The 26,114-nt window shown below is 56.5% G+C and carries 24 protein-coding genes; 16 read left to right on the top strand and 8 right to left on the bottom strand.

Annotated features, from left to right (window positions below; genetic code table 11):
• Positions 1-16: 16 nt before the first annotated feature.
• The 4 genes from ACSQ3H_RS31410 (at position 17) to ACSQ3H_RS31395 (ending at position 5,376) form a co-directional block, all read left to right on the top strand.
• Entirely contained in the window at positions 17-763 is a 747-nt protein-coding gene (locus tag ACSQ3H_RS31410) for a sugar phosphate isomerase/epimerase family protein (RefSeq protein WP_436120947.1), read from the top strand.
• 14 nt (positions 764-777) lie between these two features.
• The gene (locus ACSQ3H_RS31405) at positions 778-1,917 is read left to right on the top strand and encodes a Gfo/Idh/MocA family protein (RefSeq protein ID WP_436120946.1); all 1,140 of its coding nucleotides are present in this window, start codon (positions 778-780) and stop codon (positions 1,915-1,917) included.
• A gap of 77 nt (positions 1,918-1,994) precedes the next feature.
• Complete coding sequence (locus ACSQ3H_RS31400) at positions 1,995-4,307, top strand: Tex family protein (protein WP_436120945.1); 2,313 nt, start codon at positions 1,995-1,997, stop codon at positions 4,305-4,307.
• 82 nt (positions 4,308-4,389) lie between these two features.
• Positions 4,390-5,376, top strand: a complete 987-nt coding sequence (locus ACSQ3H_RS31395; protein ID WP_436120944.1) for an aldo/keto reductase — start codon at positions 4,390-4,392, stop codon at positions 5,374-5,376.
• Positions 5,377-5,420: 44 nt separating this feature from the next.
• On the opposite strand, the gene ACSQ3H_RS31390 is transcribed toward ACSQ3H_RS31395, so the two are convergent.
• The 5 genes from ACSQ3H_RS31390 to ACSQ3H_RS31370 form a co-directional block, all read right to left on the bottom strand.
• The gene (locus ACSQ3H_RS31390; RefSeq protein WP_436120943.1) at positions 5,421-6,341 is read right to left on the bottom strand and encodes a sugar phosphate isomerase/epimerase family protein; all 921 of its coding nucleotides are present in this window, start codon (positions 6,339-6,341) and stop codon (positions 5,421-5,423) included.
• A gap of 21 nt (positions 6,342-6,362) precedes the next feature.
• Positions 6,363-7,484, bottom strand: a complete 1,122-nt coding sequence (locus tag ACSQ3H_RS31385; RefSeq protein WP_436120942.1) for a sn-glycerol-3-phosphate import ATP-binding protein UgpC — start codon at positions 7,482-7,484, stop codon at positions 6,363-6,365.
• A 13-nt stretch (positions 7,485-7,497) separates the two neighbouring features.
• The gene (locus ACSQ3H_RS31380) at positions 7,498-8,385 is read right to left on the bottom strand and encodes an ABC transporter permease subunit (protein ID WP_436120941.1); all 888 of its coding nucleotides are present in this window, start codon (positions 8,383-8,385) and stop codon (positions 7,498-7,500) included.
• 9 nt (positions 8,386-8,394) lie between these two features.
• Positions 8,395-9,291 carry a carbohydrate ABC transporter permease gene (locus tag ACSQ3H_RS31375; RefSeq protein ID WP_436120940.1) on the bottom strand — a complete coding sequence of 299 codons (897 nt, stop codon included), beginning with the start codon at positions 9,289-9,291 and terminating at the stop codon, positions 8,395-8,397.
• A gap of 86 nt (positions 9,292-9,377) precedes the next feature.
• Positions 9,378-10,715 carry an extracellular solute-binding protein gene (locus ACSQ3H_RS31370; protein ID WP_436120939.1) on the bottom strand — a complete coding sequence of 446 codons (1,338 nt, stop codon included), beginning with the start codon at positions 10,713-10,715 and terminating at the stop codon, positions 9,378-9,380.
• A gap of 243 nt (positions 10,716-10,958) precedes the next feature.
• Here ACSQ3H_RS31370 and ACSQ3H_RS31365 point away from each other — a divergent pair, with 243 nt between their 5' ends.
• The gene (locus tag ACSQ3H_RS31365) at positions 10,959-11,681 is read left to right on the top strand and encodes a glutathione S-transferase (protein ID WP_436120938.1); all 723 of its coding nucleotides are present in this window, start codon (positions 10,959-10,961) and stop codon (positions 11,679-11,681) included.
• Between the two features lie 101 nt (positions 11,682-11,782).
• The gene (gene ggt / locus ACSQ3H_RS31360) at positions 11,783-13,528 is read left to right on the top strand and encodes a gamma-glutamyltransferase (protein ID WP_436120937.1); all 1,746 of its coding nucleotides are present in this window, start codon (positions 11,783-11,785) and stop codon (positions 13,526-13,528) included.
• Positions 13,529-13,532: 4 nt separating this feature from the next.
• Here the strand turns inward: ggt and ACSQ3H_RS31355 are convergent, their stop codons facing one another.
• Positions 13,533-14,708, bottom strand: coding sequence for an aminotransferase (locus tag ACSQ3H_RS31355; RefSeq protein ID WP_436120936.1), 1,176 nt, complete (start codon positions 14,706-14,708; stop codon positions 13,533-13,535).
• Positions 14,709-14,719: 11 nt separating this feature from the next.
• On the bottom strand, positions 14,720-15,766 hold the full coding sequence (gcvA, locus tag ACSQ3H_RS31350; protein WP_436120935.1) for a transcriptional regulator GcvA: 1,047 nt from the start codon (positions 15,764-15,766) through the stop codon (positions 14,720-14,722).
• 213 nt (positions 15,767-15,979) lie between these two features.
• Between gcvA and speB the strand changes: the two genes are divergently transcribed.
• From speB to ACSQ3H_RS31300, 10 genes are all read left to right on the top strand, one after another.
• Positions 15,980-17,041, top strand: coding sequence for an agmatinase (gene speB / locus ACSQ3H_RS31345; protein WP_436120934.1), 1,062 nt, complete (start codon positions 15,980-15,982; stop codon positions 17,039-17,041).
• A gap of 94 nt (positions 17,042-17,135) precedes the next feature.
• Positions 17,136-17,945 (top strand): transporter substrate-binding domain-containing protein, encoded by an 810-nt coding sequence (locus ACSQ3H_RS31340; protein WP_436120933.1) that lies wholly within the window; start codon positions 17,136-17,138, stop codon positions 17,943-17,945.
• A gap of 4 nt (positions 17,946-17,949) precedes the next feature.
• The gene (locus tag ACSQ3H_RS31335; RefSeq protein WP_436120932.1) at positions 17,950-18,618 is read left to right on the top strand and encodes an amino acid ABC transporter permease; all 669 of its coding nucleotides are present in this window, start codon (positions 17,950-17,952) and stop codon (positions 18,616-18,618) included.
• Positions 18,615-19,265 carry an amino acid ABC transporter permease gene (locus ACSQ3H_RS31330; protein ID WP_436120931.1) on the top strand — a complete coding sequence of 217 codons (651 nt, stop codon included), beginning with the start codon at positions 18,615-18,617 and terminating at the stop codon, positions 19,263-19,265. The genes ACSQ3H_RS31335 and ACSQ3H_RS31330 overlap by 4 nt, the downstream gene beginning before the upstream one ends.
• 72 nt (positions 19,266-19,337) lie before the next feature.
• A complete protein-coding gene (locus tag ACSQ3H_RS31325) occupies positions 19,338-20,426 on the top strand; it encodes an ABC transporter substrate-binding protein (protein WP_436120930.1) in 1,089 nt (362 codons plus the stop codon).
• 74 nt (positions 20,427-20,500) lie between these two features.
• Positions 20,501-21,538: an ABC transporter ATP-binding protein gene (locus ACSQ3H_RS31320; RefSeq protein WP_436120929.1), complete on the top strand. Its 1,038-nt coding sequence runs from the start codon at positions 20,501-20,503 to the stop codon at positions 21,536-21,538.
• Positions 21,535-22,389 carry an ABC transporter permease gene (locus tag ACSQ3H_RS31315; RefSeq protein WP_436120928.1) on the top strand — a complete coding sequence of 285 codons (855 nt, stop codon included), beginning with the start codon at positions 21,535-21,537 and terminating at the stop codon, positions 22,387-22,389. The genes ACSQ3H_RS31320 and ACSQ3H_RS31315 overlap by 4 nt, the downstream gene beginning before the upstream one ends.
• The gene (locus ACSQ3H_RS31310) at positions 22,386-23,186 is read left to right on the top strand and encodes an ABC transporter permease (RefSeq protein ID WP_436120927.1); all 801 of its coding nucleotides are present in this window, start codon (positions 22,386-22,388) and stop codon (positions 23,184-23,186) included. Before ACSQ3H_RS31315 ends, ACSQ3H_RS31310 begins: the two co-directional genes overlap by 4 nt.
• Positions 23,183-23,959 (top strand): carbon-nitrogen hydrolase family protein, encoded by a 777-nt coding sequence (locus ACSQ3H_RS31305; protein ID WP_436120926.1) that lies wholly within the window; start codon positions 23,183-23,185, stop codon positions 23,957-23,959. Before ACSQ3H_RS31310 ends, ACSQ3H_RS31305 begins: the two co-directional genes overlap by 4 nt.
• Positions 23,956-25,068 carry an NAD(P)/FAD-dependent oxidoreductase gene (locus ACSQ3H_RS31300; protein WP_436120925.1) on the top strand — a complete coding sequence of 371 codons (1,113 nt, stop codon included), beginning with the start codon at positions 23,956-23,958 and terminating at the stop codon, positions 25,066-25,068. The genes ACSQ3H_RS31305 and ACSQ3H_RS31300 overlap by 4 nt, the downstream gene beginning before the upstream one ends.
• Here the strand turns inward: ACSQ3H_RS31300 and ACSQ3H_RS31295 are convergent, their stop codons facing one another.
• Positions 25,069-25,980, bottom strand: a complete 912-nt coding sequence (locus ACSQ3H_RS31295) for a LysR family transcriptional regulator (protein WP_436120924.1) — start codon at positions 25,978-25,980, stop codon at positions 25,069-25,071. It abuts the gene before it with no gap.
• Positions 25,981-26,114 lie beyond the last annotated feature (134 nt).

Raw genomic sequence — 26,114 nt, 5'->3', positions numbered from 1 at the left:
AGTATGGAGAAATGAAGTGACCGACTTTTCCTACCAGCTCTACAGCTCCCGCAATTTCCCGCCACTCGGCCAGACGCTCGAAATGTTGAAGCGCAATGGCTATGCGCAGGTCGAAGGCTATGGCGGCGTTTATGCCGATCCTAAAGCAACGAGAGCCGCGCTTGATGCCAATGGGCTGACCATGCCTTCGGGTCATTTCAGCATCGATCTTCTGGAAAAGGAGCAGCAGAAGGTACTCGATATTGCCGGAAAGCTGGGCATGAAGGCTATCTACTGCCCGCATCTGGCGGCCGACCTACGTCCGTCGGATGCTGCCGGCTGGTCGGCTTTCGGCGAGCGGCTGGAAGCGGCGTACGCCACCTACAGCAAGGCAGGGTATATTTTCGGCTGGCACAATCACGACTTCGAGTTCAAGGCACTGCCTGACAACTCCCTCCCCCAGAAGCTGATCTTCGATGCAGCCCCGAGCATATCGTGGGAAGCTGACATTGCGTGGATCATTCGTGGTGGGGGAGATCCTTTTCAATGGATCGAGAGCTACGGCTCGCGCATCAGCGCCGTGCATGTCAAGGACATCGCAGCGCCCGGTCAGAACACGAACGAGGACGGTTGGGCCGATGTAGGTTACGGGACGGTCGACTGGAGGGCCCTGATGACGGCGTTGAGAAACACTTCCGCCCGCTTTTTCATTATGGAGCACGACAATCCCTCGGACGATGAGCGCTTCGCCCGCCGTTCCATCGCCACCGTCAAGACATTCTGAAGAAAGACATAGCTATGGCTAAGACACTTAGCATCGGCATCATCGGTGCTGGCAATATCTCGGCAACCTATCTGCGGCTCGCTCCGCTTTTCAAGGGGATTGAAATCCGCGCGGTCGCCGACATCAACAAAACCGCAGCTACCGCGCGCGCCTCCGAATATGATATCGAAGCGCGTACCATCGACGGACTGCTTTCCAGTGAGGACATCGATCTGGTCGTCAACCTGACCGTCCCGGACGCACATTTCGACGTGTCGAAGCAGATCCTTTCCGCAGGCAAACATCTCTATTCGGAAAAACCGCTGACGCTTTCCCTGAAAGATGGACTCGAATTGCAAAGGCTCGCTACGAAGAAGAAGCTGAAGGCAGGCTGCGCGCCCGACACTTATCTCGGTGGTGCGCACCAGCTGGCGCGTAAATTGGTCGATGACGGCCAGGTCGGGACAATAACCTCCGGCACCGCCCATGTCATGAGCCATGGCATGGAACACTGGCACCCGAATCCAGACTTCTTCTTCCGTCCGGGTGGTGGGCCGATCCTCGATCTTGGCCCTTATTACATTGCCAATCTGATCAACCTCATCGGGCCGATCAGGCGTGTTGCAGCGCTGACCTCGATGGCAACGCCGACCCGTACCATTTCCAGCGAACCACGCAGGGGCGAGACAATAAAGGTGACGACGCCGACGACCATTCAGGCTCTGCTCGAATTCGCAAGCGGTGCGTCGATCACCTTGTCGGCAAGTTGGGATGTCTGGGCTCATCATCATCCCAATATGGAGCTTTACGGCACGGACGGTTCGATTTTCCTACCGGATCCAAATTTCTTTGGTGGTGAGGTCAAACTGGCAAAACCGGGCAAGAAAGCGAAACCAGTCAAAGCCTGGGCACATCCCTTTGGCACTCCAAACCAGAAACATGCAGCGGGGATGATGGCCAATTATCGCACGGCTGGTCTTGCCGATATGGCGGCCGCCATTCTCACGGGTCGCGACATACGCTGCTCGCTCGAGCGGGCTCTGCATGGCGTTGATGTCATGGTTTCAATCCTTCGCTCTGGCGAAGAAAAGAAGTTCATCGACATCAAGACGAGCTGTTCGCGACCCGAGGCTCTGAGCATCAGAGAAGCCAAATCGCTGTTGAAAAAGACCTAAAGCATCGCTCCCAAGCGATTGCGGTCATGGTCAGGGGCCACTATGTTGGCCGCCCGACTATGATTTAGGGAATGCCCGTGACTGTTACAAATACTGCCCGCATCGCTCGCCTCATCGCCGCTGAGATCAACGCAAGACCGGAACAGGCAAATGCCGCAATTGAACTCCTCGATGGCGGCGCAACGGTGCCCTTCATTGCACGCTATCGCAAAGAGGTTACTGGCGGCTTGGATGACACGCAGCTGCGCAATCTCGATGAACGGCTGATTTACCTGCGTGAACTCGATGCTCGCCGGGATACGATCATCGAATCGATCCGCAGCCAGAACAAGCTTACCCCCGAACTCGAAGGCAAGATCGCCCGCGCGGTCACCAAGGCGGAGCTGGAGGACATTTACCTTCCATATAAGCCCAAGCGGCGAACAAAAGCCGAGATCGCCCGCGAACGGGGACTTGGACCGCTGGCGGAAACAATCCTGTCTGACCGGCGTACCATTCCGCTTGAGTTGGCGAAGAATTTCCTCGCCGATGATGTTCCCGATGTAAAGGCCGCGCTTGAAGGCGCCCGGGATATCCTTGTCGAGACCTTTTCGGAAAACGCCGACCTCGTCGGCCGCCTGCGCAATTACATGCGGGATCGCGCCGTCCTCCGCGCCGAAGTGGTCGACGGCAAGCAGGAGGCAGGTGCGAAGTTCTCGGACTACTTCAACCATTTCGAGCGGTGGGCAATTGTGCCGAGCCACCGGGCTCTGGCTATGCTCCGGGGCCGCAACGAAGAGGTGCTGTCGCTCGACCTTGAGGTCGATCCCGAAGACACCGCCGCGATCAAGCCGGTAGAGCGCATGATCGCCGACGCCTATTCGATTCAGGCCAATAGCGGTGCGGCCGATAGCTGGTTGATGGAGGTGGTCCGTTGGACTTGGCGCATTCGGCTGTCACTTAATCTCTCCGTCGATCTTATGACAGCACTGCGCGAACGCGCCGAGGAAGAGGCGATCCACGTCTTCGCCCGTAATTTGAAGGATTTGCTGCTTGCTGCGCCTGCAGGCTCGCGCGCAACCATGGGGCTCGATCCCGGCATCCGTACAGGTGTGAAGGTTGCTGTCATCGATGGCACTGGCAAATTGCTTGATACCACGACCGTGTACCCCTTCCCGCCGCGAAATGATGTCCACGGAACACAGACCGAACTGGCGAAACTCGTCGTCAGGCACAAGATCGAACTGATCGCGATTGGCAATGGCACAGGTAGTCGCGAGACCGAACGTCTCGTCGCCGACATGCTTTCCGACATGCCCTCGCCCAAACCGCTGAAAGTCATTGTCAGTGAAGCTGGAGCTTCGGTCTATTCCGCATCGGCAACAGCCGCAGCAGAATTCCCAGGGCTAGACGTATCGTTGCGTGGGGCAGTTTCGATCGCCCGCCGTTTGCAGGATCCGCTTGCAGAACTCGTCAAGATCGAGCCAAAATCTATCGGCGTCGGCCAGTATCAGCATGATGTCGATCAATACCGCCTCGCCCGCTCGCTTGAGGGCGTGGTGGAAGATGCCGTGAATGCCGTCGGTGTTGATCTCAACACTGCCTCGGCCTCGCTGCTTGCGCGTATTTCCGGTCTTGGTGCTTCTCTTGCGGAAGCGATCATCGCCTACCGCGATGATGTGGGCCCGTTCAAGACACGGCGCGATTTGCTGAAAGTCGCGCGTCTTGGACCACGCGCCTTTGAACAATGCGCAGGCTTCCTGCGCATTCCGGATGGCACCGAACCGCTGGACGCCTCGGCGGTTCATCCCGAAGCATATGGCGTTGCCAAAAAGATCGTCAGCGCCTGCGGCCGCGATGTGCGCTCGCTGATGAATGACAGCAGCGCATTGAAGGCGCTCGATCCTCGTGTTTTCGTCGATGATCGTTTCGGCTTGCCAACAGTACGCGATATCATTGCCGAACTCGAAAAGCCTGGTCGCGATCCCCGCCCGGAATTCAGGACGGCTTCCTTTGCCGATGGGATCGACAACATCAAGGACTTGAAACCGGGAATGCTGTTGGAGGGGACAGTCACGAACGTCGCTGCCTTCGGTGCCTTCGTCGACATCGGCGTGCATCAGGACGGGCTTGTGCACCTCTCGCAGCTGGCCGATCGTTTCGTCAAGGACGCGCATGAGGTGGTCAAGGCAGGTGATGTCGTCAAAGTTCGGGTCGTTGACGTCGATCCGAAGCGTAACCGCATTAGCCTGACCATGCGCAGGGATGGCGGTGGAACCGAAACGCCCCGGGGTCCTCGGCCAACCGACAACACACCCCTGACGCGCACACCAACACCTGGCCAGAAGCCGCAACCGGCAGCGCAAGGTGCATTCGGCGCGGCGCTGGCAGATGCGATGCGCAAGAAGTAGCGTTTTATATCGGCCCACTCCTTGAGCCATCTTGACAGATCGCTGACCGTGCATGACCTTCGAAACTTATGGGAGGGACATTTTGGATATCCGTAAAATAGGCAAGACGCCGCTCGCCGTAACGCAATTCGGGTTTGGCGGTGCGGCGATCGGCGGGCTTTACCGGGAATGTACGCGCGAAGCAGCGATGGAAACGCTGCAGACAGCGTGGGACGCCGGGTTGCGCTATTTCGATACAGCACCGTTTTACGGCTTTGGTCTTTCCGAGCGGAGAACCGGTGATTTTCTGCGTAGCAAGCCTCGGGAAACCTATGTGCTTTCCACAAAGGTCGGCCGCCTGTTGCGGCCCGTTCCGGAGGATCAGGTCCCGGATTATTCCTACTTTAATCCCCTGCCGTTCACTGTCGATTATGATTACACTTATGACGGAATAATGCGGTCATTCGAGTTTAGTTATGCTCGACTCGGTTTGAACCAGATCGATATCCTCTATGTCCACGATATTGGCGCATATACACACGGCGCGGAAAAGAATGCCGTCTATCAGCGTCAACTTCTCGACAGCGGCATGAAAGCTCTGGAAGACCTGAAATCATCGGGAGCGATCTCGGCTTATGGTCTCGGTGTCAACGAGGTTGAGGTCTGTCTCGATGTGATCGCCAGGCACCCGATAGACTGCATCCTTCTCGCAGGGCGCTATTCTTTGCTGGACCGCTCGGCTGAACGCGGTTTGCTGGAAGTCTGCCGCAAACAACAGATTTCGCTGGTGATCGGCGGTGTATTCAATTCCGGTATCCTCGCTACCGGACCAGTTCCGGGCGCGAATTTCGACTATGGTCCAGCCTCGGATGATATTCTCGCCCGTGTTCGCGCCATGCAAGCGATAGCGGAAGCGAACTCCATTCCACTCGCCGCGGCGGCCATGCAATTTCCGTTGCGCGAGCCGGTCGTGGCCAATGTCCTTATCGGCACGGCCAAACCGTCAAGCCTGACCCGAAACATGGAATTGCTGAAGGTTGACGTGCCGGATGCGGCTTATTCCGCCTTTGAACCATTCACAATTCAATGAATGGGCAAGCGTGGCCGCCGCACAAGCGGCCACGCCTGACGAAATTACGCTGCTAGTCGGCGGCTATTGACCAGATCCACAAGCTTCAGCGCGCGCGCAAGGCTGTCGGCCTGCTCGGTGGCGAAACGGTTTTCGGTGATTTCCATGATCAGCGTTGTATCCGGCAGAAATGTGAGTTCCGAGAAAATTTCTTCCCATGGAATATCGCCCCAGCCGATCGGCAGATGCAGATCGCCTATACCGAGCGCAGTCGCCTCTGCCGGATGGTAAAACTTCGTCATGCTGTACGGGCGGCCAAAGCTGTCATGTACATGCAGGTGTCCGGTGACCGGCGCCATTGCCTTGATCTGCTCGCGCCAGTTGAGGCCAAGCCGTGTGCATTCGATATAGGCATGGCTGAAGTCGATCAGCCCACAGACGTTCGGACTGTTGACGGCACTAACCGTCTCACCCACCTTTGCCGGGGTCTGGCGATATTCCGCATCGCTTAATGCAAAGATATTCTCAAGTGCGATCCGTACGCCATAACCCTTGGCGACTTCGGCCAATTCCGCCAGCGCGTCGCGTTCCATCTGGTCGAGATCGCCGATGCGTGTCAGCGCCGGCATCTTGGCCTGTCCGCAATGATGAACAAGGATGCCCGCCTCGACCCGATTGCACAATTCAAGCATGGCGCGAACCACTGACTTCTGTAACGCCAGATGTTCCTTGTCCATGAAATTGGAAATGATCTGGCCATGCACACTATAGCGCAGGTCGAACTGGCGCGTGATTTCCAGCAGGCGTTCTACCCGGCCTGGGATGATGCGGCCACCGGAAATGAGCTCTTCGCCATAGAGCGACAATTCGGCAGCGGTCGCGCCAAGTTCGCTGATCGTGCGTAGAGAACTTTCCAGCACACTGAAATTGCCATCGCCCGTATAGGTGCAGAAACCAACGGCTGAAATGATAGACTCTGTGTTCATAATTGATCCTTTCAGGAAAGCCTAAGCTGCCACAGTCGGTTGATTGATATTGTGTTTCAACGCGGGCACATCGTCGAGACGCAAACCCGTGTCCTTCGAGAACAAATGAATGTGCTCGGATGGCAATTGCAGGCCGATCGTCGCACCGGGCTCAAAGAATTGGCCCTCATCGACACTGACGGCAAAAACCATACCATCGATCTCGACGTGAACGTTGCGGCCGGAGCCAAGTTCTTCGACGAAATCGACAGTCGCTGGAACGCTATTTGTCGTCCCCGCTGCAACAAGACGGCAATGCTCCGGCCGAATACCGACAGAGACGGTCCCGCCTGCATTGTCACGGCCGAGTGCCGGGGCGATCGCTATCTTAATACCGTCGAGCAAGACATAACTGCCATCCGGTGCAATCACGCTATCAAAGAAGTTCATCGCCGGCGAACCAATGAACGTACCGACAAAGCGTGTTCGTGGCCGGTGATAAATCTCCAGCGGCGTGCCGACCTGTTCAACATGCCCCTTGTTCATCACGATCAGCTTGTCGGCCAGCGTCATGGCTTCGACCTGATCATGGGTCACGAAGACCGACGTTGCTGAAAGTCTTTTGTGCAAGCGACGGATTTCGACGCGCATTTGCACCCGCAGTTTGGCATCGAGGTTGGAGAGAGGTTCATCGAACAGGAAAACCTTGGGCTCGCGAATGATGGCCCGTCCCATAGCCACGCGCTGCCGCTGGCCGCCGGAAAGCTGCGCCGGCTTACGATCCAGCATTTCCTCGAGCCCGACGACCCGTGCAGTTTCAGCGATACGCCGGTCACGCTCGGCGCGCGGAACACCTGCAACCTTCAGTGCGTAGCCTATATTGGCAGCCACGTTCATATGCGGATAAAGTGCATAGTTCTGGAACACCATTGAACAGCCGCGATCGCGCGGCTCAAGCTCGTTAACGACCGTGCCGTCGATCGAGATCTCGCCTGCAGTAATCTCTTCGAGCCCGGCAATCATGCGCAGCAGGGTCGACTTGCCACAACCCGACGGGCCAAGGATGACGACGAATTCGCCTGACTTGAAATTGAGATCGACACCATGAAGGATTTGCGTGCGTCCGTACGACTTGCGAACGTCCCTGATGCTGATTTCGGCCATGACTTTTCCTTTATTATTTCTCTGTCGAGACAAGGCCCCGAACGAACCAGCGCTGCAGGACAGCGACAACGACCAGGGGCGGCAGCATGATGATGAGGGCACCAGCCATGGAGACATTCCATTCCGGCAGGCTGTTGACATTGGGGACGAGCGTAGTCATGGCCACCATTGCGGTCTGATAGTCTGCTTCAGTGGTCATCAGCTTTGGCCACAAATACTGGTTCCACGCATAGACGAACATGATCGTCGCCAGCGCCAGCATATTAGTACGCGACAGCGGCAGCAGGATATCAATGAAGAAGCGCAGCGGGCGGGCGCCATCCATTTTGGCGGCCTCCGTCAGCTCATCCGGTAAGGTCATGTAGAATTGCCTGTACAGGAATGTGCCGGTCGCCGTCGCAATTACCGGCAGGACCAGACCTGAATAGGAGTTGAGCAAATTCCATTGCAGTGAAAGTTCGATTCCTGTGAATATCTGGATGAGCCACCGCACAGGCTGGAAAACGTCTGAGGCAATGTTGTATGTCGGAACCACACGCACCTCGAGCGGCAGCATCAAGGTCATGAAAACCATCCAGAAGAAGACGTGACGCAGCGGACTTCTGAAATAGACAATGGCGAAGGCGCTGAGCGAAGCGAGGACGATCTTGCCGATCATAACCAGCAGCGCCATGATCAAACTGTTGAACATCGCCGGACCGAGATTGGCTCGGTGCCATGCCGATTGAATATTTTGCAGGAAATCAGCGCCAGGAGCGAAATTGAAGGGAACCGTGTTGACCTGCGACAGCGACTGCGTCGACGCCGTGAAAATCATCCAGAACGGACCGAGAATAAGCAGTAATCCGAGGATCATGATGAAATACGTCACCACGTTAAGAATGGGAGTGCGTTCAATCATCGCCGGATCCTATTTGTAGTGCACGCGCCGCTCGACAAAGCGGAACTGAATGAAGGTGAAGATCATGATCAGGCCAATGAGGATCAGGCTTTGGGCCGCAGCGCCCGAATAATTCAGGCCTTGGAATGCCTCACTGACGATGCGGTACACCATGACATTCGTGGCGCCATTCGGCCCTCCCTCGGTCGTCAGATCGACAATACCATAGGTGTCAGGGCCAACGAAGCTCTCGGTCAGATTGAGCACGAGCAAGAAGAACAGAGTTGGTGCAAGCAATGGAACCTGTAGATCGATCGCCCTGCGCACCGGACCGGAACCGTCCATCGACGAGGCTTCTATCAGGCTGCGCGGGATCGACTGGAGACCCGCCGTCATGAAGATGAAATTGTAGCCGATCCACTTCCAGGCAAAGCATATGATCACTAGGATCATTGCGTGACTGCCAAATTTTGCGGGATTCCACAAATCAGGCGACCACGTATTGACGATCGCGATCAAACCGCTCTCCGGGGCGAAGATGAAACTGAAGGCAAGGCCCACCGCCGGTGCAGCAATGGCATAGGGCCAGATGTAGAAGAACCTGAACAGGCCCGAACCCTTCAACTGGCGATCCACACAGATCGCAAGGACGAAGGCGATGAACATCGAAAGCGCGGTTGCAGTGAACGCAAAGACAAGACTGAGCGTAACCGACTGCCAGTATTCCCGGTCGGCAAAAACTTCACGGAAATTATCCCAGCCGACGAAAAGACGTTCTCCCGCACCACCGAATGCCGGTTCCAGCGAAAACGCCCAGGTGAGAACCGAAGTTGCCGGCCAGTAGAAGAAAAAGAAAATCAAGAGGAGTTGCGGCAACGCGAACAGGATGGGCAGCCACCGGCTTTTAAAAACAGCACGCTTGTTCATGAGTTAGACCGGTCCTGTCTCTTGATCGGTTGGTAAAACCAAATGGCCCGGATGCATTGTGCTTCCGGGCCATCGGCGAAAGTGCGTCAGTTCAGTGTCTGACCGGCATAGGTCTTTTCGAAGCGGCGAATGATGGCGTTGCCGCGGTCGACGGCCTGATCGAGACCAGCCTGAACCGTCATCTTGCCGAAGAAGATACCTTCCATCGCATTTGAAATCTCCTTGCGGATCTGCGGGAAGCCGCCGACGCGGATACCACGCGTCAGATCTCCAGCCGGTGTGTAAGTCAGACTCTCGATGGCCTTCTCACGGCCAGCGAATTGCGGCTTTTCGTAGAAGCCGTTGGCCTTCATCGCCTCGAAGCCAGTCTTGGTGACCGGGATATAGCCGGTAACCGTCGACCACCATTCAACCATGTCCGGCTGTGCGATGAAATTGAGGAAAGCTGCTGCGCCTTTGTACTCGGCTTCCGGACGGTTCTTCAGAACCCAGAGCGATGCGCCGCCCACCAGCGAATTCTTGCGTTCGGTGCCTTTCCATACGGGAAGCATGGTGACGCCCCATTTGGTGCCTGGCTTGATGGTCTTGCCGATCGTGCCGTGATCGGCGATAGACGACTGGATCATCTGGCATGTCTGCGATGCGAAGGCAGGAACAACATCCATGCCGAGTTGCTTTGTCTTGACGACAAACAAGCCCTCGTCAGTCATCTTCTTGAAGAACGTCAGTTGGTCGACGACCTTGGTCTTGTTGAAGACCAGCTCTGTGTCGAGGCCATCATAGCCATTGTTTTTGGTTGCGATCGGCTGGTTGTGAATGGCTGAAAACTGCTCAACCGTCGCCCAACTGTCGAAGCTGAAGCCAAAGGGACAATCAAAGCCTGCCGATTTCAGCTTGCGCGCATCGGCTTCCACGTCTTCCCAGGTCTGCGGAGCGCCGTCGATGCCAGCCTTGGTGAAGGCGTCGATGTTGTAGTAGAACATCGCCGTTGAGGAGTTGAACGGGAACGAATTCAACACCCCCTTGGAGTCGGCATAGTAGCGGGCGATGCCACCAAAATAATTGTCCCAATCGATCTTGTAGCCATTGTCTTCCATCAGCTTCTTCGCCGGAATGTAAGCACCGGACAGCATGAGATCGAGCGTACCGACGTCGAAGACCTGCACGATCGCCGGGTTCTTCTTGGCGCGATAGGCAGCGATTGCGTTCTGGATGGTCTCGGGATAGCCGTTCTGACTGGTGCAGACGATTTCATAATCGGACTGCGAAGCATTGAACTTGTCGCAGGTTTCCTTGACCCGCTCTCCAAGATCGCCGCTCAGGCCATGCCAGAACTCGAACTTGACTTTTTCAGCAAGCGCCGGCGTGGCGCTGAGGCCAACCGCCAGGGCCATTGCGGCGAATTTGACACCAAGATGTTTCATCTGAAGTCCCCGTTCCGAAATTGAAAATGAGTGTTCAGACAGCTTTGGGGTGAACCCAAGCTGCCTCGACCGGAACTATGTCTAGGGCGGCTGTGTGAAAGTTTGATCGAATTGTTGCGAAACTATTGTGACAATGCACAGCTGCGTAACACCATTGGAAATCTTCGCTATTTAATGCTGGTCCCTGCCACATTCCCATGTTTCGCTATTGGAACCACCCGACACAAACCGAAGGAGACCTCAATGCCCTATGAACTCTATTACTGGGACGGACTGCAGGGGCGCGGCGAATTCGTCCGGTTGACTCTTGAAGAGGCTGGCGCCGACTATGTTGATATCGCACGTCAATCGGGTGGCACCGCCGCGATGATAAGAATACTCAAGAGCAAGACCGAGCCGCATATTCCCTTCGCGCCGCCGTTTCTAAGAGATGGCGATCTGATCGTCTCGCATGTCGCCAATATATTGTTCTACCTCGGACCCAAGCTAGGCCTTGCGCCGGAGGACGAAGCGTTGCGCTTCATCGCGAATGGCCTGCAACTGACCATCACCGATTTCGTTGCTGAGGTGCACGATACGCACCATCCCATCGCCACGACCAAATACTACGAAGACCAGAAAGAGGCCGCCAAGCAGCGCTCGGCGGACTTTATCGAAAACCGCATTCCGAAATTCATGTCCTATTTCGAGCGGGTTCTGGCGCAAAATCCGGAAGGCAGTAAATACGCCGTCGGCGGTGAAATAAGCTATGTCGATCTCTCCTTGTTTCAGGTGGTCGAAGGCTTGCGTTACGCCTTCCCAAGAGGCACCAAACATTTCGGCAGACACTATCCCGCTTTAATCGCTCTGCACGACGCCGTTGATAAGCGACCAAACATCCAAAAATATCTCGCCTCCGATCGTCGTCTTGATTTTAATGAATCGGGTATTTTCCGACATTATCCCGAGCTTGATCAGGATGCCTGACCAAAGCTGCAGATCACTGTTTCCCATCCGTTTCTGCTGGACATGAGGTGCAGGAAGAGTTCCACTACGCGACGCTGTCATTTTCATTGGAAGGGACGATCATGGACTATCGCTCTTGGAGAACTGATGTGTTTGCCGTAGCGCTGAGCTTCGGCCTTATCCCCGCCGTAACGGCGTTTGCGGCGTCGCCGGAACCGGTGAAGGCCAATCACGGCATGGTCGTCACCGCGCAGCATCTGGCTTCGCAGGTTGGTGTGGACGTGTTGAAGAACGGCGGCAACGCCGTCGATGCAGCTGTGGCGGTCGGCTATGCGCTGGCGGTCGTTTATCCGACAGCCGGCAATATTGGCGGCGGCGGCTTCATGACCATCCGCCTGAAGGATGGAAAAACCACCTTCCTTGATTTCCGCGAGCGCGCACCACTTGGTTCGACCAAGACCATGTATCTTGATGACAAGGGCAATATGGTCAAGGGTCTGAGCACCGACGGTTATCTTGCGGTAGGCGTGCCCGGCTCCGTCCTCGGTTTTGAAACGGCTCGAGCCAAATATGGCAGCAAGTCGCGGGAGGAACTGATGGGGCCGGCGATCCGCTTTGCACGGGACGGTTTTGTACTTGATCAAGGCGATATCACCTCGCTCCAGGGCGGTACCAAGAAACTCGCCAAGGACAAAGCGGCAGCTGAGATTTTCCTGAAGCCTGATGGTAAGTCCTACGCGATCGGCGAAACACTGAGCCAATCCGATCTGGCTGCAACACTATCCGCCATCTCGGAGAAAGGCCCGGATGCTTTCTACAAGGGGCCGACTGCGGATGCCATCGTGAAAGCCAGTCAGGCAACGGGCGGTATTCTGGCCAAGGCCGATTTCGAACAATACTCCGTGCGCGAACTGGAGCCGGTCAAATGCAATTATCGCGGCTATGACATTGTCTCGTCGCCACCTCCCAGCTCAGGTGGCGTGATCATTTGCGAGATACTCAATATTCTTGAGGGCTATCCGCTGGGTTACCTCGGATATGGCTCAGCTGAGACTGTCCACGCCATGGTCGAAGCGATGCGCTATGCCTATGTCGATCGCAACACATCGCTTGGTGATCCGGATTTCGTGGACAATCCGGTGAAGAAATTGCTCGACAAGCAATACGCCAAGGAAATCCGCGGGAAGATCAGCCCGTTCAAGGCTGGCGTGTCGCAGCAACTCATGCCGAAGGGCTTCGGTGAGAGCAAGGAGACCACACATTATTCCATCGTCGACGATGAGGGGAATGCGGTGGCTGTCACCTATACGCTCAACGGCTCCTTCGGTGCCGGGGTTGTCGCGCCGGGGACTGGCATACTGCTTAACAACGAAATGGATGATTTCACTGCTAAGCCCGGTGCGCCCAACCTCTATGGGCTGGTGCAGGGAGAAGCCAACGCCATCCAACCGAAGAAGACACCGCTATCCTCGATGAGCCCGACCATCATTTCGAAAGATGGAAGGCCATTCATGGTCATCGGCAGTCCGGGCGGCGCTCGCATTATTACCATCACGCTCGAAGCAATCATCAATGTCATTGATCACGGCATGAACATCCAAGAAGCCATCGATGCGCCGCGCATTCACCATCAATGGCTGCCCGACAAGGTCTATATGGAGCCCTACGCGCTTTCCGCCGACACGCGCAAAGTCCTGTCTGACATGGGCCATGATGTCGAGATCGACAAAAACTGGACGATCTGGGGGCAGGCGGCCGGTATTCTGGTTGGCGGCGAAAGCCTCGCCGACATCGAAGAGGGAAAGGGCGCACGCTACAACGGCGCCATCGACAGCCGATCAGGATCGGGTGAGGCGCTGGGTTATTGATTGTCTAAAGGTGGAAATCCAGCATGCGGCCACGCAATTGCCGGATCGTAGCGGCATCGGCATTGGCAAAGGCAAAGCGGAGAAATCGAGCGTGCTCGGCGCCGAAGTATTCGCCTGGGATGCTTAGAACTCCAGCACGCTTCGCCAGTTGCTCGGCGACATCCGTTGAGGTCCTGCCTTCAAATGGGTGACGGATGAAGGCGAAGTAAGCGCCGATCGCTTCCAGCTTCCAGCCATCAAGACCTGTCATCACTTCGGACAATGCCTTGGCGCGCGCCTCGATTTCCAGCCGGTTGCCTGCCCGCCATTCGGCGAGCGCTGGCAAGGCCCGCGCGACCGCGCCTTGCGCAGCACGCGGCGCGCAGATTTGCAAATTGTCCATGATCTTGGCTATCTCTTCAACGACGTTTTCGCCGGCGGTCAAGGCGCCCAGCCGATGCCCGGGAATGCAGAAGGACTTCGAGAAACTATATAGTTGGATCAAATTGTCCTGCCAGCCCTCTTCCGCAAGAAGACCATGTGGCGAACCGAAACCCTCGGGCAGGAAATCGCGATAGGTTTCATCGAGAATGAGCCAGATTCCGTTATTCCGGCAGACATCGAAAATAGCTTTCAACTGAGCGGGCGGATAAATGGCTCCCGTCGGATTGTTAGGCGTTACCAGTGCAAGGGCACGAACGTCGGGCGTCAGGGCACGTTCGACGGCTTCCACCGTGGGAACGAAACCATTGGCAGAATCGCACGCGACAAAGCCTGTTTTGATCCCGAGCATTGACAGCGTCGTCTCGTGATTGAAGTAGAATGGATCGCTCATCAAAACCGCGTCGCCCGCCGCCGCAACAGCTATTACCGCACAGATGAACGCTTGATTGCAACCGGAGGTTATATGGATATTGCCACCTGTGACGTTCGCACCATAAAGCTCCGAAACGTGCGCCGCATAAGCCTCACGCAACGCAGACTCACCCTCGATCGGCCCGTAATTCGCATACGCGAGCGACGAGGCCGCCTCACCCAGCCAACGCAACATATCCGCATGCGGCGGGTAACCGGGGACGGCCTGAGACAGATCGATCAAAGGACCGTGGCCGCCGCTATAGGATTTGCCCCATGCTTGCACGGCCGGTATCGGTGGCGGTGACAGGCGAGTGACCAGCGAATTGAGCACAGCAGCAGTCATGGGCAAAAGTCCTATCGGATATCAATCTTGGCCCGGCGCTTCTGGGCGCGATCGGGACGTTTCGGACGGGTTGAAGGTATGGATGGCGGCGACACCAAACGTTCCGGCCCGCTGATCTTGCCGTTGCGGCGCCGGATGATCCTGCGCGCCGAAGTTTGCGGTTCGGTGATCGTGTCGGTCTCCAGCGAGGCAAAAAGCCAATCGATGAAGACCTTGACGATGGGCGCGTTACGCACCTCGTTGCGGCACGCAACATAAAAGGCATTATTGGCGGGCACCGTAAGATCGAAAGGCACGATGAGCTCACCTTTGGCAATGAGATTGCTTGCTGTGATCGTATCGCCCAGCGCCACACCCTGACTGTAAACCGCAGCCTCAGTGGAGAGCCGTGCATCACTCATGAAGTGCTGCGCACCGCTCGCGTGCTCCGTCGCGTCGGCGGCGGCCAGCCAGGTGTTCCACTCGCGTCCATCATCGCCATGCAGGAGAACGTGATTGCGCAGATCGCGCACGGATCGCAGCGGACGCATGTTGAGCAAAGTCGGGCTGGCGACAGGGAAAAGTTTCAGGGTGGTCCAGAGACGTACCCAGCAATCGGTCCAATTGCCGTGACCATAGAGCACGCAGACATCGACATCCGCTGTATAGAGGTGAGTGGATTCATTCGACGCGATGAGGGTCAGCCTGATATCCGGATATTGCTCGGTGAACTGGTTCATCCGGGGAATTAGCCAAAGCGAAAGCAGCGCCGGCACGCACGTGACCGTGAGTTCACCACTCGTCGTCGGGCGCTTGATCAGCGCAGTCGTCGCGGCAATGTCCTCGAATGCCTTGGATACTGTCGGCAATAGGAGCGCACCCTGCGGTGTCAGCTTCAGCCGTTGCGCGCCGCGCTCAAACAGTTGAACGTCGAGCGTCGCCTCAAGCGCCTTTATCTGATGGCTGATCGCGCCATGCGTGACATTGAGCTCGCGCGCGGCGGCGGTTACAGAGCCATGCCGTGCGGTCGCCTCGAAGGCGCGCAACGGGTTGAGCGGGGGCAAACGACCTTGGGTCATAGGTTTCCATTAGCTGTCAAACGTCCAAAAGTCATGTGAGATTTATTCACACGATAAGCTATAACAATGTCAATTGCTTTTCCGTCCGTTTTGCAACGATAATACGCTCAACGAGGCAAAATGCCCGGGGAACAGATAGCGACGGATTTATCCAACAGCCGTACAAGCCGAATCCTTTCCTATCCCCGCGGACGACGACTAAGGGACACTGTCATGGCATCATGGGATGAGAAAAAGCTGAATGAACTGCGCGCAAAATATGGCGAGAGCCATGGCGGTGAGCTGCTTGATCCAACATTCCGTAAGGTCGCAGACAAGATATTTTCCAAGAGCGGTACTCGCCTTGCTCCTTATGCCGGCGTCCCTACCTTTCTGACTGCTCCCTATATGCCCGTTGATGGTACCAATCCGGATTTTGGCAATCTCCAGGTCGCCATTGTCGGCGTACCGATGGACCTCGGTGTTACTAACCGCACAGGTTCACGCTTTGGTCCACGGGCGCTGCGCACGATTGAACGCATCGGACCTTACAATCATGTTCTCGAATGCGCGCCGGTGTTTGACCTGCGCGTTGCCGATATTGGCGATGTGCCGTTTGCCAGCCGCTACCGGCTCGAGCAGAGTCATGACGACATCGAACGCCGCATCAACCAGATCGTCGACGCCGGCGTCGTGCCGCTTTCCGTCGGCGGCGACCATTCGATCACTCATCCGATCATGAAAGCTATCGGCAAGAAGCGGCCGGTCGGCATGATCCATATCGATGCTCATTGCGACACGGGTGGTGCCTTCGACCAGACGAAATTCCATCATGGCGGCCCCTTCCGCAATGCGGTCCTCGACGGCGTGCTCGATCCGAGCCGCACGATCCAGATTGGCATTCGTGGTTCGGCGGAATATTTGTGGGAGTTCTCCTATGAGTCCGGAATGACCGTCATTCATGCGGAAGAAGTGACGGGGCTCGGTATTCCCGCCGTCATCGAGAAAGCACGGGCAATCGTCGGCGATGGTCCGACCTACCTCTCCTTTGACATAGACAGCCTCGATCCAAGCTTTGCACCGGGCACTGGCACGCCGGAAGTCGGCGGCTTGACGACGCGCGAAGTCCTTGAGCTCATTCGCGGTCTCAAGGGCATCAATCTTGTTGGCGGCGATGTGGTGGAAGTCGCGCCGCAATATGACGCAACGACAAACACCGCCCATGCCGGTGCACAGGTACTGTTTGAAATTCTCAGCCTGATGGTGTTCAGCCCGTTTGTTCAGGGCAAGCGCTGATGCCGGTGGAATTATCAAGCGAACGAACGATGAGGCCGAAGATGGCATAGAGCCGGATTGTCTCAGTCAAATATAACAATGAAGGGGAATACAAATGACAATCTATACCACACTGCGATCATCCCTTGTGGCGCTGTTACTGATCAGTAGCGCTACTGTAGGCATTGCCACAAACGCAGCCAATGCGGATGCGATCGACGACATCACCAAGGCTGGCGTGCTCAATGTCGGCGTCTTTGCCGATTTCCCGCCATTCTCCTCAGCCAGCGCCGACATGACGCTCAAGGGCTACGACATGGACGTGGCTCAGGCTCTCGCCGACGCACTGAAGGTCAAGCTCGTTCCGGTCAGCGTCACCGGACAGAACCGCATTCCATATTTGACCGAACATCGCGTCGATCTGCTCATGAGCGTCGGCTATAGCAAGGAGCGCGAACAGGTCATCGATTTTGCTGCTGCCTATGCCCCTTATTACATTGCCGTGATCGGGCCGAAAGCCCTTGAAGTAAAGAACAAGGACGACCTCGCAGGCAAGAGTATCGCGGTCAATCGTGGCACACTTGAAGACACATCCCTGACCGAGGTGGTTCCGGCCTCTGCCGATGTAAAACGCTTCGACAATTACAACTCGGTGATTCAGGCCTTCATCTCGGGCCAGACCCAGTTGATGGTGGTTGGCAATGATGTCGGCGCGCAGGTTCTCTCCCGTCAGGAAGCCCTTGCACCAGAGCAGAAGTTTCAGTTGCTGACGTCGCCCTCGCATATCGCGCTCAACAAGAAAGAAGACCGTCTCAAGCAGGCGATCAACGATACCGTCGCTAAGATGCTCGCCGATGGCAGCCTTAACAAGAGCTCGGAGGCTTGGCTGAAGACACCGCTCAACCCTGCCAACCTCAAGGATTGATTTGGTGGGCTATACGCTCGACTTTGGCTGGTTGAACGGCGCGGTCGGCATGATCGCCAGTGGCGCCGCCATGACGATCTTCCTGATCGCCGTGACCTCGGTCGCCGGCACGATCTTCAGCATTTTCGGAGCGGCTGCACGGCGCAGCCGCTATCCGATCTTGCGCAATGCCATTGCCGCCTATGTCGAGCTTATACGCAACACACCTTTTCTGGTGCAGCTGTTCTTCATCTTCTTCGGCTTGCCCCGGCTTGGCATCAGGCTGGATCCAGTCGTCGCGGCCATGCTGGCGATGACTTTGAATATGGCTGCCTACACCACGGAGATCGTCGGCTCCGGCCTGGATGCCGTGCCCAAGGGCCAAAAGGAGGCCGCCGCAGCGCTGGGTTTGCGGCCGTGGCTGGTATTCGTCAAGATCATCCTGCCGCAGGCGCTGAAGGTTATCTTCCCAGCCCTCACCAGTCAGATCGTCATCATGATGCTGGAGTCCGCTGTCGTTTCGCAGATCGCCGTGCGTGAACTCACCTATGAGGCGGACATGCTGCAGGCACGGACGTTCCGCGCCTTCGAGACTTACTTCGTTGTGACTTTGGTCTATCTCGGGATGAGCATCGGCCTGCGCCGTCTGCTGTTCGCAGCGGGACGGCGCGCGATTGCCGGAGGCATGGCATGATCGAGTTCACCTTCTGGGATATAGTGCGCAACCTCCTGCTGGCAGCCCGCTGGACGATACTGCTCTCAATCGTTGCCTTCGCCGGCGGTGCGATTGCTGGGATGGCGATCTTGTTGCTGCGCATATCGAAGCGCCGCTGGCTGCGGCGCGCCGCCGAATATTACATCGGCCTCTTCCAGGGAACGCCGCTTCTGATGCAGCTGTTTCTCCTGTTCTTCGGACTGCCGCTTTTGGGCTTCCGCATCGAAGCATGGACTGCTGCGGTGCTCGGTCTGACCTTGTGCGCCAGCGCCTTCCTCGCCGAGATATGGCGCGGCGGGGTACAGTCATTGCCGAGCGGCCAATGGGATGCGGGAAGCAGCCTCGGTTTGCATTATGTGGCGCAGCTACGGCTCATCATCCTGCCGCAGGCATTCGCAATCACCCGCGCGCCCACGGTGGGCTTTCTGGTACAGTTGATCAAGAGCACTGCGCTGACATCGATCATTGGTTTTGAAGAACTGGTCAGAACCTCGAATGCGATCAACAACGCTACTTTTGAACCTTTTACCGTCTATGGGCTGGTAGCATTGATCTATTTTGTTCTGTGCTATCCGCTGACGCGCTATACAAAGATATTGGAGCTTCGAGCCGCAAACCAGCATTGATTGGCGAGCAGCCGAACAAAACAAAAGTGGGAATTGGCCAGAAAACTGGCTGTCAGAAAAGGAGATATGACTATGGACAATATACTGAAAAAGAACGTCAGCCGCCGGACGGTGCTTGGTGCTGGCGTGATGGGCGCCGCCATCCTTGCCATGCCGAACATCTTGCGAGCCCAGGACAAGTCGCTGAAGGTCGGCGTCTATGGCGGTTACTTCAAGGATTCCTTCGACAAGAATATCTTCCCTGATTTTACCAAGGCAACCGGCATCGCTATTGAATCGGTAGCCGAGCCGACGGGTGAAGCCTGGCTGGTGCAACTTGAGCAAGCCGCGAAAGCCGGTGCGGCACCAGCGGATATTTCGATGATGTCGCAAGTCGCCATGCTGAAGGGACAGACGACCAAGCTGTGGACGCCGCTCGACATGGCAAAAATCCCGAACGCGAAGAACCTGATCGACCACTTCATCAATAAATACCCCGATGGGGGCGTGGCAGGCGTTGGCGCTGTTGCGTGGTACATCACGCTCGTCACCAACACCGATGTCTACAAGGAAGCACCGGACTCCTGGGCTGTCTTCTGGGACAAGGCGAACGCCGACAAACTTGGCCTGCTCGCCTTGGTTTCCAACTCCTTCCTACTGGAAATCACCGCAAAGACGTTCTTCGGTGGCACAAACGCTCTCGACACGGAAGAAGGCCTGTTGAAGGCGTTCGACAAGCTGGCTGAGGTCAAGCCGAATGTCCGCCTGTGGTACCGCGACGAAGCACAGTTCGAACAATCGCTGAAGTCTGGGGAAATTCCGATGGGTCAGTACTACCATGACGTCACCGGCCTTGCCGCATCTGAAGGTCATCCGGTTCGCTCTACATTCCCGAAGGAAGGCGGCGTTCAGGACTCCGGTTGCTGGGCACTGTCGCGCGCATCGAAGAAGGTTGAGGAAGCCCATATCTTCATCGACTATATGAGCCAGCCCGCCATTCAGGCGACACTGTCGCGCAAGGTTGGTACTGCGCCGACAGTCAAGCGTGAGTTGCTTGATCTCACCGACAAAGAATTCGCCTCGGTGTCTTCGGCTATCGAGCCAATCATTCCGCGTTATGACCTGTATACAACCAAGTCCGACTGGCTGAACCAGAAATGGACTGAGTTGATCGTCGGCTAATTTTCGACGCTCACCACCCGTTGCTTGGACGCAACGGGTGGCATTCCTTTTGCAGTTGAACAGTGTGAGGATCGATGTCCGGGCTGGTTTTGAATAACGTCACCAAGCAATTCGGCGCCTTTACGGCGGTCGAGAACGTTCAGCTTTCGGTGCCGCATGGCACTTTCGTTTGCATGCTTGGACCATCGGGCTGTGGCAAGACCACGCTGTTGCGCATGATCGCCGGGCTTGAAGATCCGACAAATGGTGCCATCCTGCTCGATAGCGCAGACATTACCAGGGTCCCGACGCACAAGCGCAATCTCGGCATGGTGTTCCAGTCGCTCGCGTTGTTTCCGCATTTGAGTGTTGGCGAGAATATCGCTTATCCGCTGCGCATTCGCGGCGCCCCCCGGGAAGACCAGCAGAAGCGTGTCGACGAGCTTCTCACGCTGATACATCTTTCGGGATTTGGCGATAGGCCTGTGTCCAAATTGTCCGGCGGACAGCGTCAGCGTGTGGCCATCGCCCGAGCTCTCGCTCTCTCACCGAAACTCTTCCTGCTCGATGAACCACTTTCCGCACTCGATGCAAAACTGCGTGAGGCCATGCAAGTGGAGTTGCGCCAGCTCCAGCAAAAGCTCGGCATTACTACTATCGTCGTCACCCACGATCAGCGCGAGGCAATGACCATGGCCGATACGGTCGTTGTCATGAACGGCGGGCACATCAGGCAGGCTGCCTCGCCGATCGAAATCTACCGCAAGCCGGCTGATACTTTCGTTGCCGATTTTATCGGCTCCACAAACCTGATCGAAACTCAAGCCGACAGTTCCGGTGCAGCGACTATATTCGGTCACCGGGTCCAGGGCCTTACCCTGCCAGCCGGCACACAAAAAGCTACTATTTCTGTACGTCCTGAAGACGTTCACCTGACCGCGCCCGGCAACGGCGCAATTGATGGGACAGTAACGTTCGTCCGCGATCTCGGCGGCACGATCGAGACTTTTGTTGAAGCGGGCGGCAAGCAGATTATCGCCGTGTCAACACCGCGCGAGCGACCCGAAGTCGTTGCCGGACAAGCAGTCGGTATCGTGCTCTCACCTGATGTTTGCGTGGTGCTGAAGCAATGAAGCGCGAGCCCCCTCAATCGATCGCCGATTACGGTCCGCTATTCTTTCCGGCAGGAATGTTGCTGCTCTTCTTCGTCGTGCCCTTCGGCACGATGATCGCCGTTAGCTTCTTTCAGCGTCAGGAGGGCGGCTTCTATACGCCAGCGTTCGTCTTATCCAATTATGAGCGCTTTCTCAGTGCCTTCTTCGGCGGGGTGCTCGGCTTCTCGCTGATGCTGGCTATAACGGTCGCCATCTGCTGCGTCGTGCTGGCTCTGCCCTTCACCTATCTCCTGACCAAGCTCTCGCGCCGCCTGCAGGTGTTCTGGCTTGTGGCGTTGCTCTCCGTGCTTTCGCTCTCGGAAGTCATCATCGGTTTTGCCTGGTCTACATTGCTGTCGCGCACCGCAGGCCTCAGTAATCTGCTGGTGAAGATCGGTGTGTTGGCACAGCCTGTAGCGCTGTTTCCGAGTTTCGGCGCTGTACTCACCGGCATGGTCTATCAGGCCCTGCCATATACCATCCTCGTTCTCTATCCCGCCATCATCCGGCTTGATCCAACCTTGATGGAAGCGGCGCGAACGCTGGGTTCTTCACCAATTCGCGCCTTTTTCAATGTATTGGTGCCTGCGTTGCGCAACACCATCATGGCGACACTGATCATGGTGTTCATCTTCGCACTCGGTTCCTACCTACTGCCGCAAATTCTGGGCCGTCCGCAGCATTGGACGTTGTCGGTGCTCATTACCGATCAGGCGATCTATCAATCGAACATGCCGTTTGCGGCAGCGATGGCTGTGTTTCTAGTGCTCGTCACCCTCGGGCTAGTGGGGCTGACATTGCTCATCGGTCGCAAGGGAGAAAAGGCATGATCCACTGGCTCAAGCGCTTTTACTTCCTGGTAATCGGTCTTTTTCTAGCCCTTCCCCTGATCGTGGTGGCCGGTGTTTCAGTCAATGCCAAACAGACGCTGGCATTTCCGCCGCAGGGTTTTTCGCTCAGCTGGTACGGCGAGATATTTGCCAATCCCGAATGGCGCGCGGCGCTTGTCGCCTCTGTGGTTCTGGCCACGACATCCGCAGCATTGGCGGTACTGATTGCGTTGCCGCTCTCATGGTTCCTCTGGCGGCGCATTGCCCCCTGGGCGAACATCTTCCAGGTGCTCGGCATTGCACCGTTCACCCTGCCGCCAGTTATCACCGCGCTTGGGCTTCTCACCTTTTGGGCGACGACCGGGTTCTACGGCCAACCGTGGACAGCGGTCATCAGCCACGCGATCTTCTTTGTCACCTTGCCGCTGGTCACGCTGTCGCTCGGATTCTCGGCCATCGACCGTTCCTTCGTCGAGGCGGCAGCAACGATGGGCGCCAATGACCGCACTATCTTTCGCACCGTCATTCTGCCGCTGATCCTGCCTTATCTGGTTTCCGGCTATGCCTTCGCCTTCGTGCTGTCGCTCAATGAGTATATCGTCGCCTATATGACAGTGGGCTTCACCCTAGAGACGCTGCCGATCAAGATTTTCAACGCACTGCGCTACGGCTATACACCAACGATGGCTTCCGTCACGATCCTCTTCGTCGCCACCGCCGCTACGATCTTCTCGCTGGTTGCGAAGTTCGGCGATCTGCCTAAATTGCTCGGTGCCATGGCTTCGGATGATTCATGAAATTTGCAGCGCTACAAATGCAATCGGTCCCAGGCAATGTGCAAGCGAACCTCGCACGGATCGAACACGCTGCTATCGAGGCCGCCAAGTCCGGTGCTGAACTTCTGATCACACCTGAACTTTGCATCACCGGCTACGGCGCCGGTGATGCAATCACGACATTGGCGGAGCCCGCGAACGGCAATCAGATAAGGGCGCTACAAAGTATCTCGCGAACAAACGGTATCGCGATCATTGCCGGTTTTGCCGAGCGGGACGGGGCAGATGTCTACAACAGCGCCGCATTTATAAACAGCGAGAACAAACCGTCGATCTACCGCAAGTCGCATCTCTACGGCGACTATGAACGGTCCCTGTTCAAACCTGCCAAGCCCGTCAATTGCATTGTTGAATTGGGCGGGCTGAAGCTCGGCATGCTCATTTGCTATGATGTGGAGTTTCCGGAAAATGTTCGCCGCCTTGCGCTAGGTGGCGTCAACGCGGTTCTCGTACCGACGGCCCTCCCCGCCGGCCCTTCCGGAACCTTCATCGCAAATCACATGATTCAGGTTCGCGCTTTCGAAAACCAGATTTTCATCGCCTACATAAATCATGCCGGGGCGGACGACCGCTTTACATTTGCCGGCAAATCGCGCATTGCCGCGCCCGATGGCAGTCTGATTGTAGCCTGCGAGGATACGGCGGAACATTTGATGTTTGCGGATATCGATCTTGCCACCTTCGCTGCGTCAATCGGCGACAATCCCTATCTGAAAGATTTGAATCCAGCATGAGCGAAACAGTTGAAACGGATGTTCTCGTTATTGGGGCTGGTATCGCCGGTGTTGGTGTTGCAACCGCATTGGCCGACACACATAGGGTCGTGATTCTTGAGCGTGAAAGTCAGCCCGGCTATCATTCCACCGGCCGCTCCGCTGCCATCTTCCTTCCCAACTACGGCAATGACGTTATTCGCAGGCTTAACCATGCCAGCGCCCCGATGTTCGAACACCGCGATGTCAGTCTCTTTCCCGGCCCCCTCCTCACCCCACGCGGCTGCCTGACGGTTGCGGATGAAAGCGGCGTCGAGGCTTGCGAAGAATTCGTGCGCGATGGCACTGGCGTGGAGGCAGTTAACGTCGATCGCGCTCTTTCGATGGTTCCGATCCTGAACCGCGATTACGTGAAGGCGGCGGCATACCAGCATGACGCGCAAGACATTGATGTCAATGCCTTGCATCAAGGATGGCTGCGCAAGGCATCGGCGCTTGGGGTCAAACTCTTCACCAATGCAGAAGTGCTCAGCGCCAAACGTGTAGCAGAGGCGTGGCACGTTGAAACAGTGGATCGAACGTTCATTGCTAATTTCGTTGTCAACGCGTCTGGTGCCTGGGCCGACGTGACGGCCGGACTGTTCGGCGCCAATCCACTCGGCCTGACGCCCATGCGTCGCTCGATCGCCGTTCTTCCGGCACCGCATGGGTGCGATACCCGGAACTGGCCGCTAGTCGATGATGTGAATGAGACGTGGTATTTGAAGCCGGATGGCGGCAGGTTGTTCGTTTCCCCCTGCGATGAGACGCCGGTCGAACCGCATGACGCCTTCGTTGACGACATGATTCTTGCCGAGGGGCTCTATCGGTTTGAGCAGGCGGTAACGTTCCCAGTTACGCGCGTCGAGAGCAGTTGGGCTGGTCTGCGGACATTCGCGCCAGATCGCACACCGGTTGCGGGTTTCGATAGCAAGGCCGATGGTTTCTTCTGGCTGGCCGGACAAGGCGGCTACGGTATCCAGACCTCCCCTGCTCTCTCGACGCTTGCGGCGGCGCTCATTCGTGGACGAGATCCGGAAACCGGCATCGAGCCTCTCCTTTCGAAATTGTCTCCCAGTCGCTTCGCCTGATCAGTCCAGAAGTGGCTGACCCGCAAAGGTCACGGTCTGGTTTTCCAGTTCCGATTTGATGAAGTTGCTGAGGACCCGTATCCGCGGCGTGTTGACGATATCCTCATGGCAGATCAGCCAGTAGTCTCTATTGAGATGCAACTGCTTCGGCATGACCGGCATTAGTTCTGGATAGTTGCAGGCGATGTAGTAGGGCAGGATGCACAGCCCGAAGCCTGATCGTGTCGCGCTGAGCTGGGCAAAAATGCTGGAGCTCTGGTATGACGCGCGCAGTCCCGGCAAAATTTCGCGCATATAATCCAATCCTGGCGTGAAGATCATGTCTTCGATATAGCCGATAAACCGATGGTTGGAGAGGTCGGCCTGCTGTTTGATCGCCGGATGACGGGAGAGATAATCCTGCGACCCGTAGATGAACAGGCGGTAGGGCATCAGCTTTTCCTGATGATACGAGCCGGTACGCGTCGCATGCAGCGTGATCGACAAATCCGCTTCACGTCGCGACAAGGACACGATCTGCTGGATTGTCACCATTTCAATGGAGAGGCTTGGATAAGACTGCGCCATCAGCGGCAGCCGGTCAGCCAGGAAGAAATTGGCAAAACCTTCCAATATGCTGAGGCGGACTACGCCGCTGAGTGAAATCGTTCCGCCCGAGGCCTCGTTCTGGAAGCGATCAGCCTCGCGCTCCACAATTTCGGCGGACTCGATAAGCTTCTCGCCGAGCGCCGTCAGGATATAACCCCGCGGGTTCCGCTCGAACAGACGCGCCGATAAGGCTTCTTCCAGCCTGTCGATTCGCCTTGAAACCGTGACGTGATTGGTGCGCAATCTGCGGGCTGCCGTGGTTAATTGTCCAGTCCGTGCAACCGCAAGAAAATATTGCAGATCGTCCCAGGTAAACTGCCGCATCGCCCTCTTTTTCGCGCCTGTACATTTTTGTACCTATTATGTGCAAAAATAGATGTTTGTGTACCTATTTGTCAATGTTACAGTTTTTTCGACATCATGGTTGCCGGTCGGAAGAAACAGGGCAATCATGGGGC

The organism is Phyllobacterium sp. LjRoot231, from assembly GCF_964253365.1.
In the GTDB taxonomy this organism is placed as follows: Bacteria; Pseudomonadota; Alphaproteobacteria; order Rhizobiales; family Rhizobiaceae; genus Phyllobacterium.
This window is presented reverse-complemented; position numbering and strand designations above follow the sequence as displayed.

Bases quoted from the DNA above. Each gene is read 5' to 3' on its own strand.
- ACSQ3H_RS31375 (WP_436120940.1), bottom strand. From the start codon at position 9,291: ATGAACAAGCGTGCTGTTTTTAAAAGCCGGTGGCTGCCCATCCTGTTC.
- ACSQ3H_RS31370 (WP_436120939.1), bottom strand. From the start codon at position 10,715: ATGAAACATCTTGGTGTCAAATTCGCCGCAATGGCCCTGGCGGTTGGC.
- ACSQ3H_RS31315 (WP_436120928.1), top strand. From the start codon at position 21,535: ATGAAGCGCGAGCCCCCTCAATCGATCGCCGATTACGGTCCGCTATTC.
- ACSQ3H_RS31310 (WP_436120927.1), top strand. From the start codon at position 22,386: ATGATCCACTGGCTCAAGCGCTTTTACTTCCTGGTAATCGGTCTTTTT.
- gcvA (WP_436120935.1), bottom strand. From the start codon at position 15,766: ATGACCCAAGGTCGTTTGCCCCCGCTCAACCCGTTGCGCGCCTTCGAG.
- ACSQ3H_RS31380 (WP_436120941.1), bottom strand. From the start codon at position 8,385: ATGATTGAACGCACTCCCATTCTTAACGTGGTGACGTATTTCATCATG.
- ACSQ3H_RS31355 (WP_436120936.1), bottom strand. From the start codon at position 14,708: ATGACTGCTGCTGTGCTCAATTCGCTGGTCACTCGCCTGTCACCGCCA.
- ACSQ3H_RS31300 (WP_436120925.1), top strand. From the start codon at position 23,956: ATGAGCGAAACAGTTGAAACGGATGTTCTCGTTATTGGGGCTGGTATC.
- ACSQ3H_RS31405 (WP_436120946.1), top strand. From the start codon at position 778: ATGGCTAAGACACTTAGCATCGGCATCATCGGTGCTGGCAATATCTCG.
- ACSQ3H_RS31340 (WP_436120933.1), top strand. From the start codon at position 17,136: ATGACAATCTATACCACACTGCGATCATCCCTTGTGGCGCTGTTACTG.
- ACSQ3H_RS31295 (WP_436120924.1), bottom strand. From the start codon at position 25,980: ATGCGGCAGTTTACCTGGGACGATCTGCAATATTTTCTTGCGGTTGCA.
- ACSQ3H_RS31330 (WP_436120931.1), top strand. From the start codon at position 18,615: ATGATCGAGTTCACCTTCTGGGATATAGTGCGCAACCTCCTGCTGGCA.
- ACSQ3H_RS31390 (WP_436120943.1), bottom strand. From the start codon at position 6,341: ATGAACACAGAGTCTATCATTTCAGCCGTTGGTTTCTGCACCTATACG.
- ACSQ3H_RS31365 (WP_436120938.1), top strand. From the start codon at position 10,959: ATGCCCTATGAACTCTATTACTGGGACGGACTGCAGGGGCGCGGCGAA.
- ACSQ3H_RS31385 (WP_436120942.1), bottom strand. From the start codon at position 7,484: ATGGCCGAAATCAGCATCAGGGACGTTCGCAAGTCGTACGGACGCACG.
- ACSQ3H_RS31325 (WP_436120930.1), top strand. From the start codon at position 19,338: ATGGACAATATACTGAAAAAGAACGTCAGCCGCCGGACGGTGCTTGGT.
- ACSQ3H_RS31305 (WP_436120926.1), top strand. From the start codon at position 23,183: ATGAAATTTGCAGCGCTACAAATGCAATCGGTCCCAGGCAATGTGCAA.
- ggt (WP_436120937.1), top strand. From the start codon at position 11,783: ATGGACTATCGCTCTTGGAGAACTGATGTGTTTGCCGTAGCGCTGAGC.
- speB (WP_436120934.1), top strand. From the start codon at position 15,980: ATGGCATCATGGGATGAGAAAAAGCTGAATGAACTGCGCGCAAAATAT.
- ACSQ3H_RS31320 (WP_436120929.1), top strand. From the start codon at position 20,501: ATGTCCGGGCTGGTTTTGAATAACGTCACCAAGCAATTCGGCGCCTTT.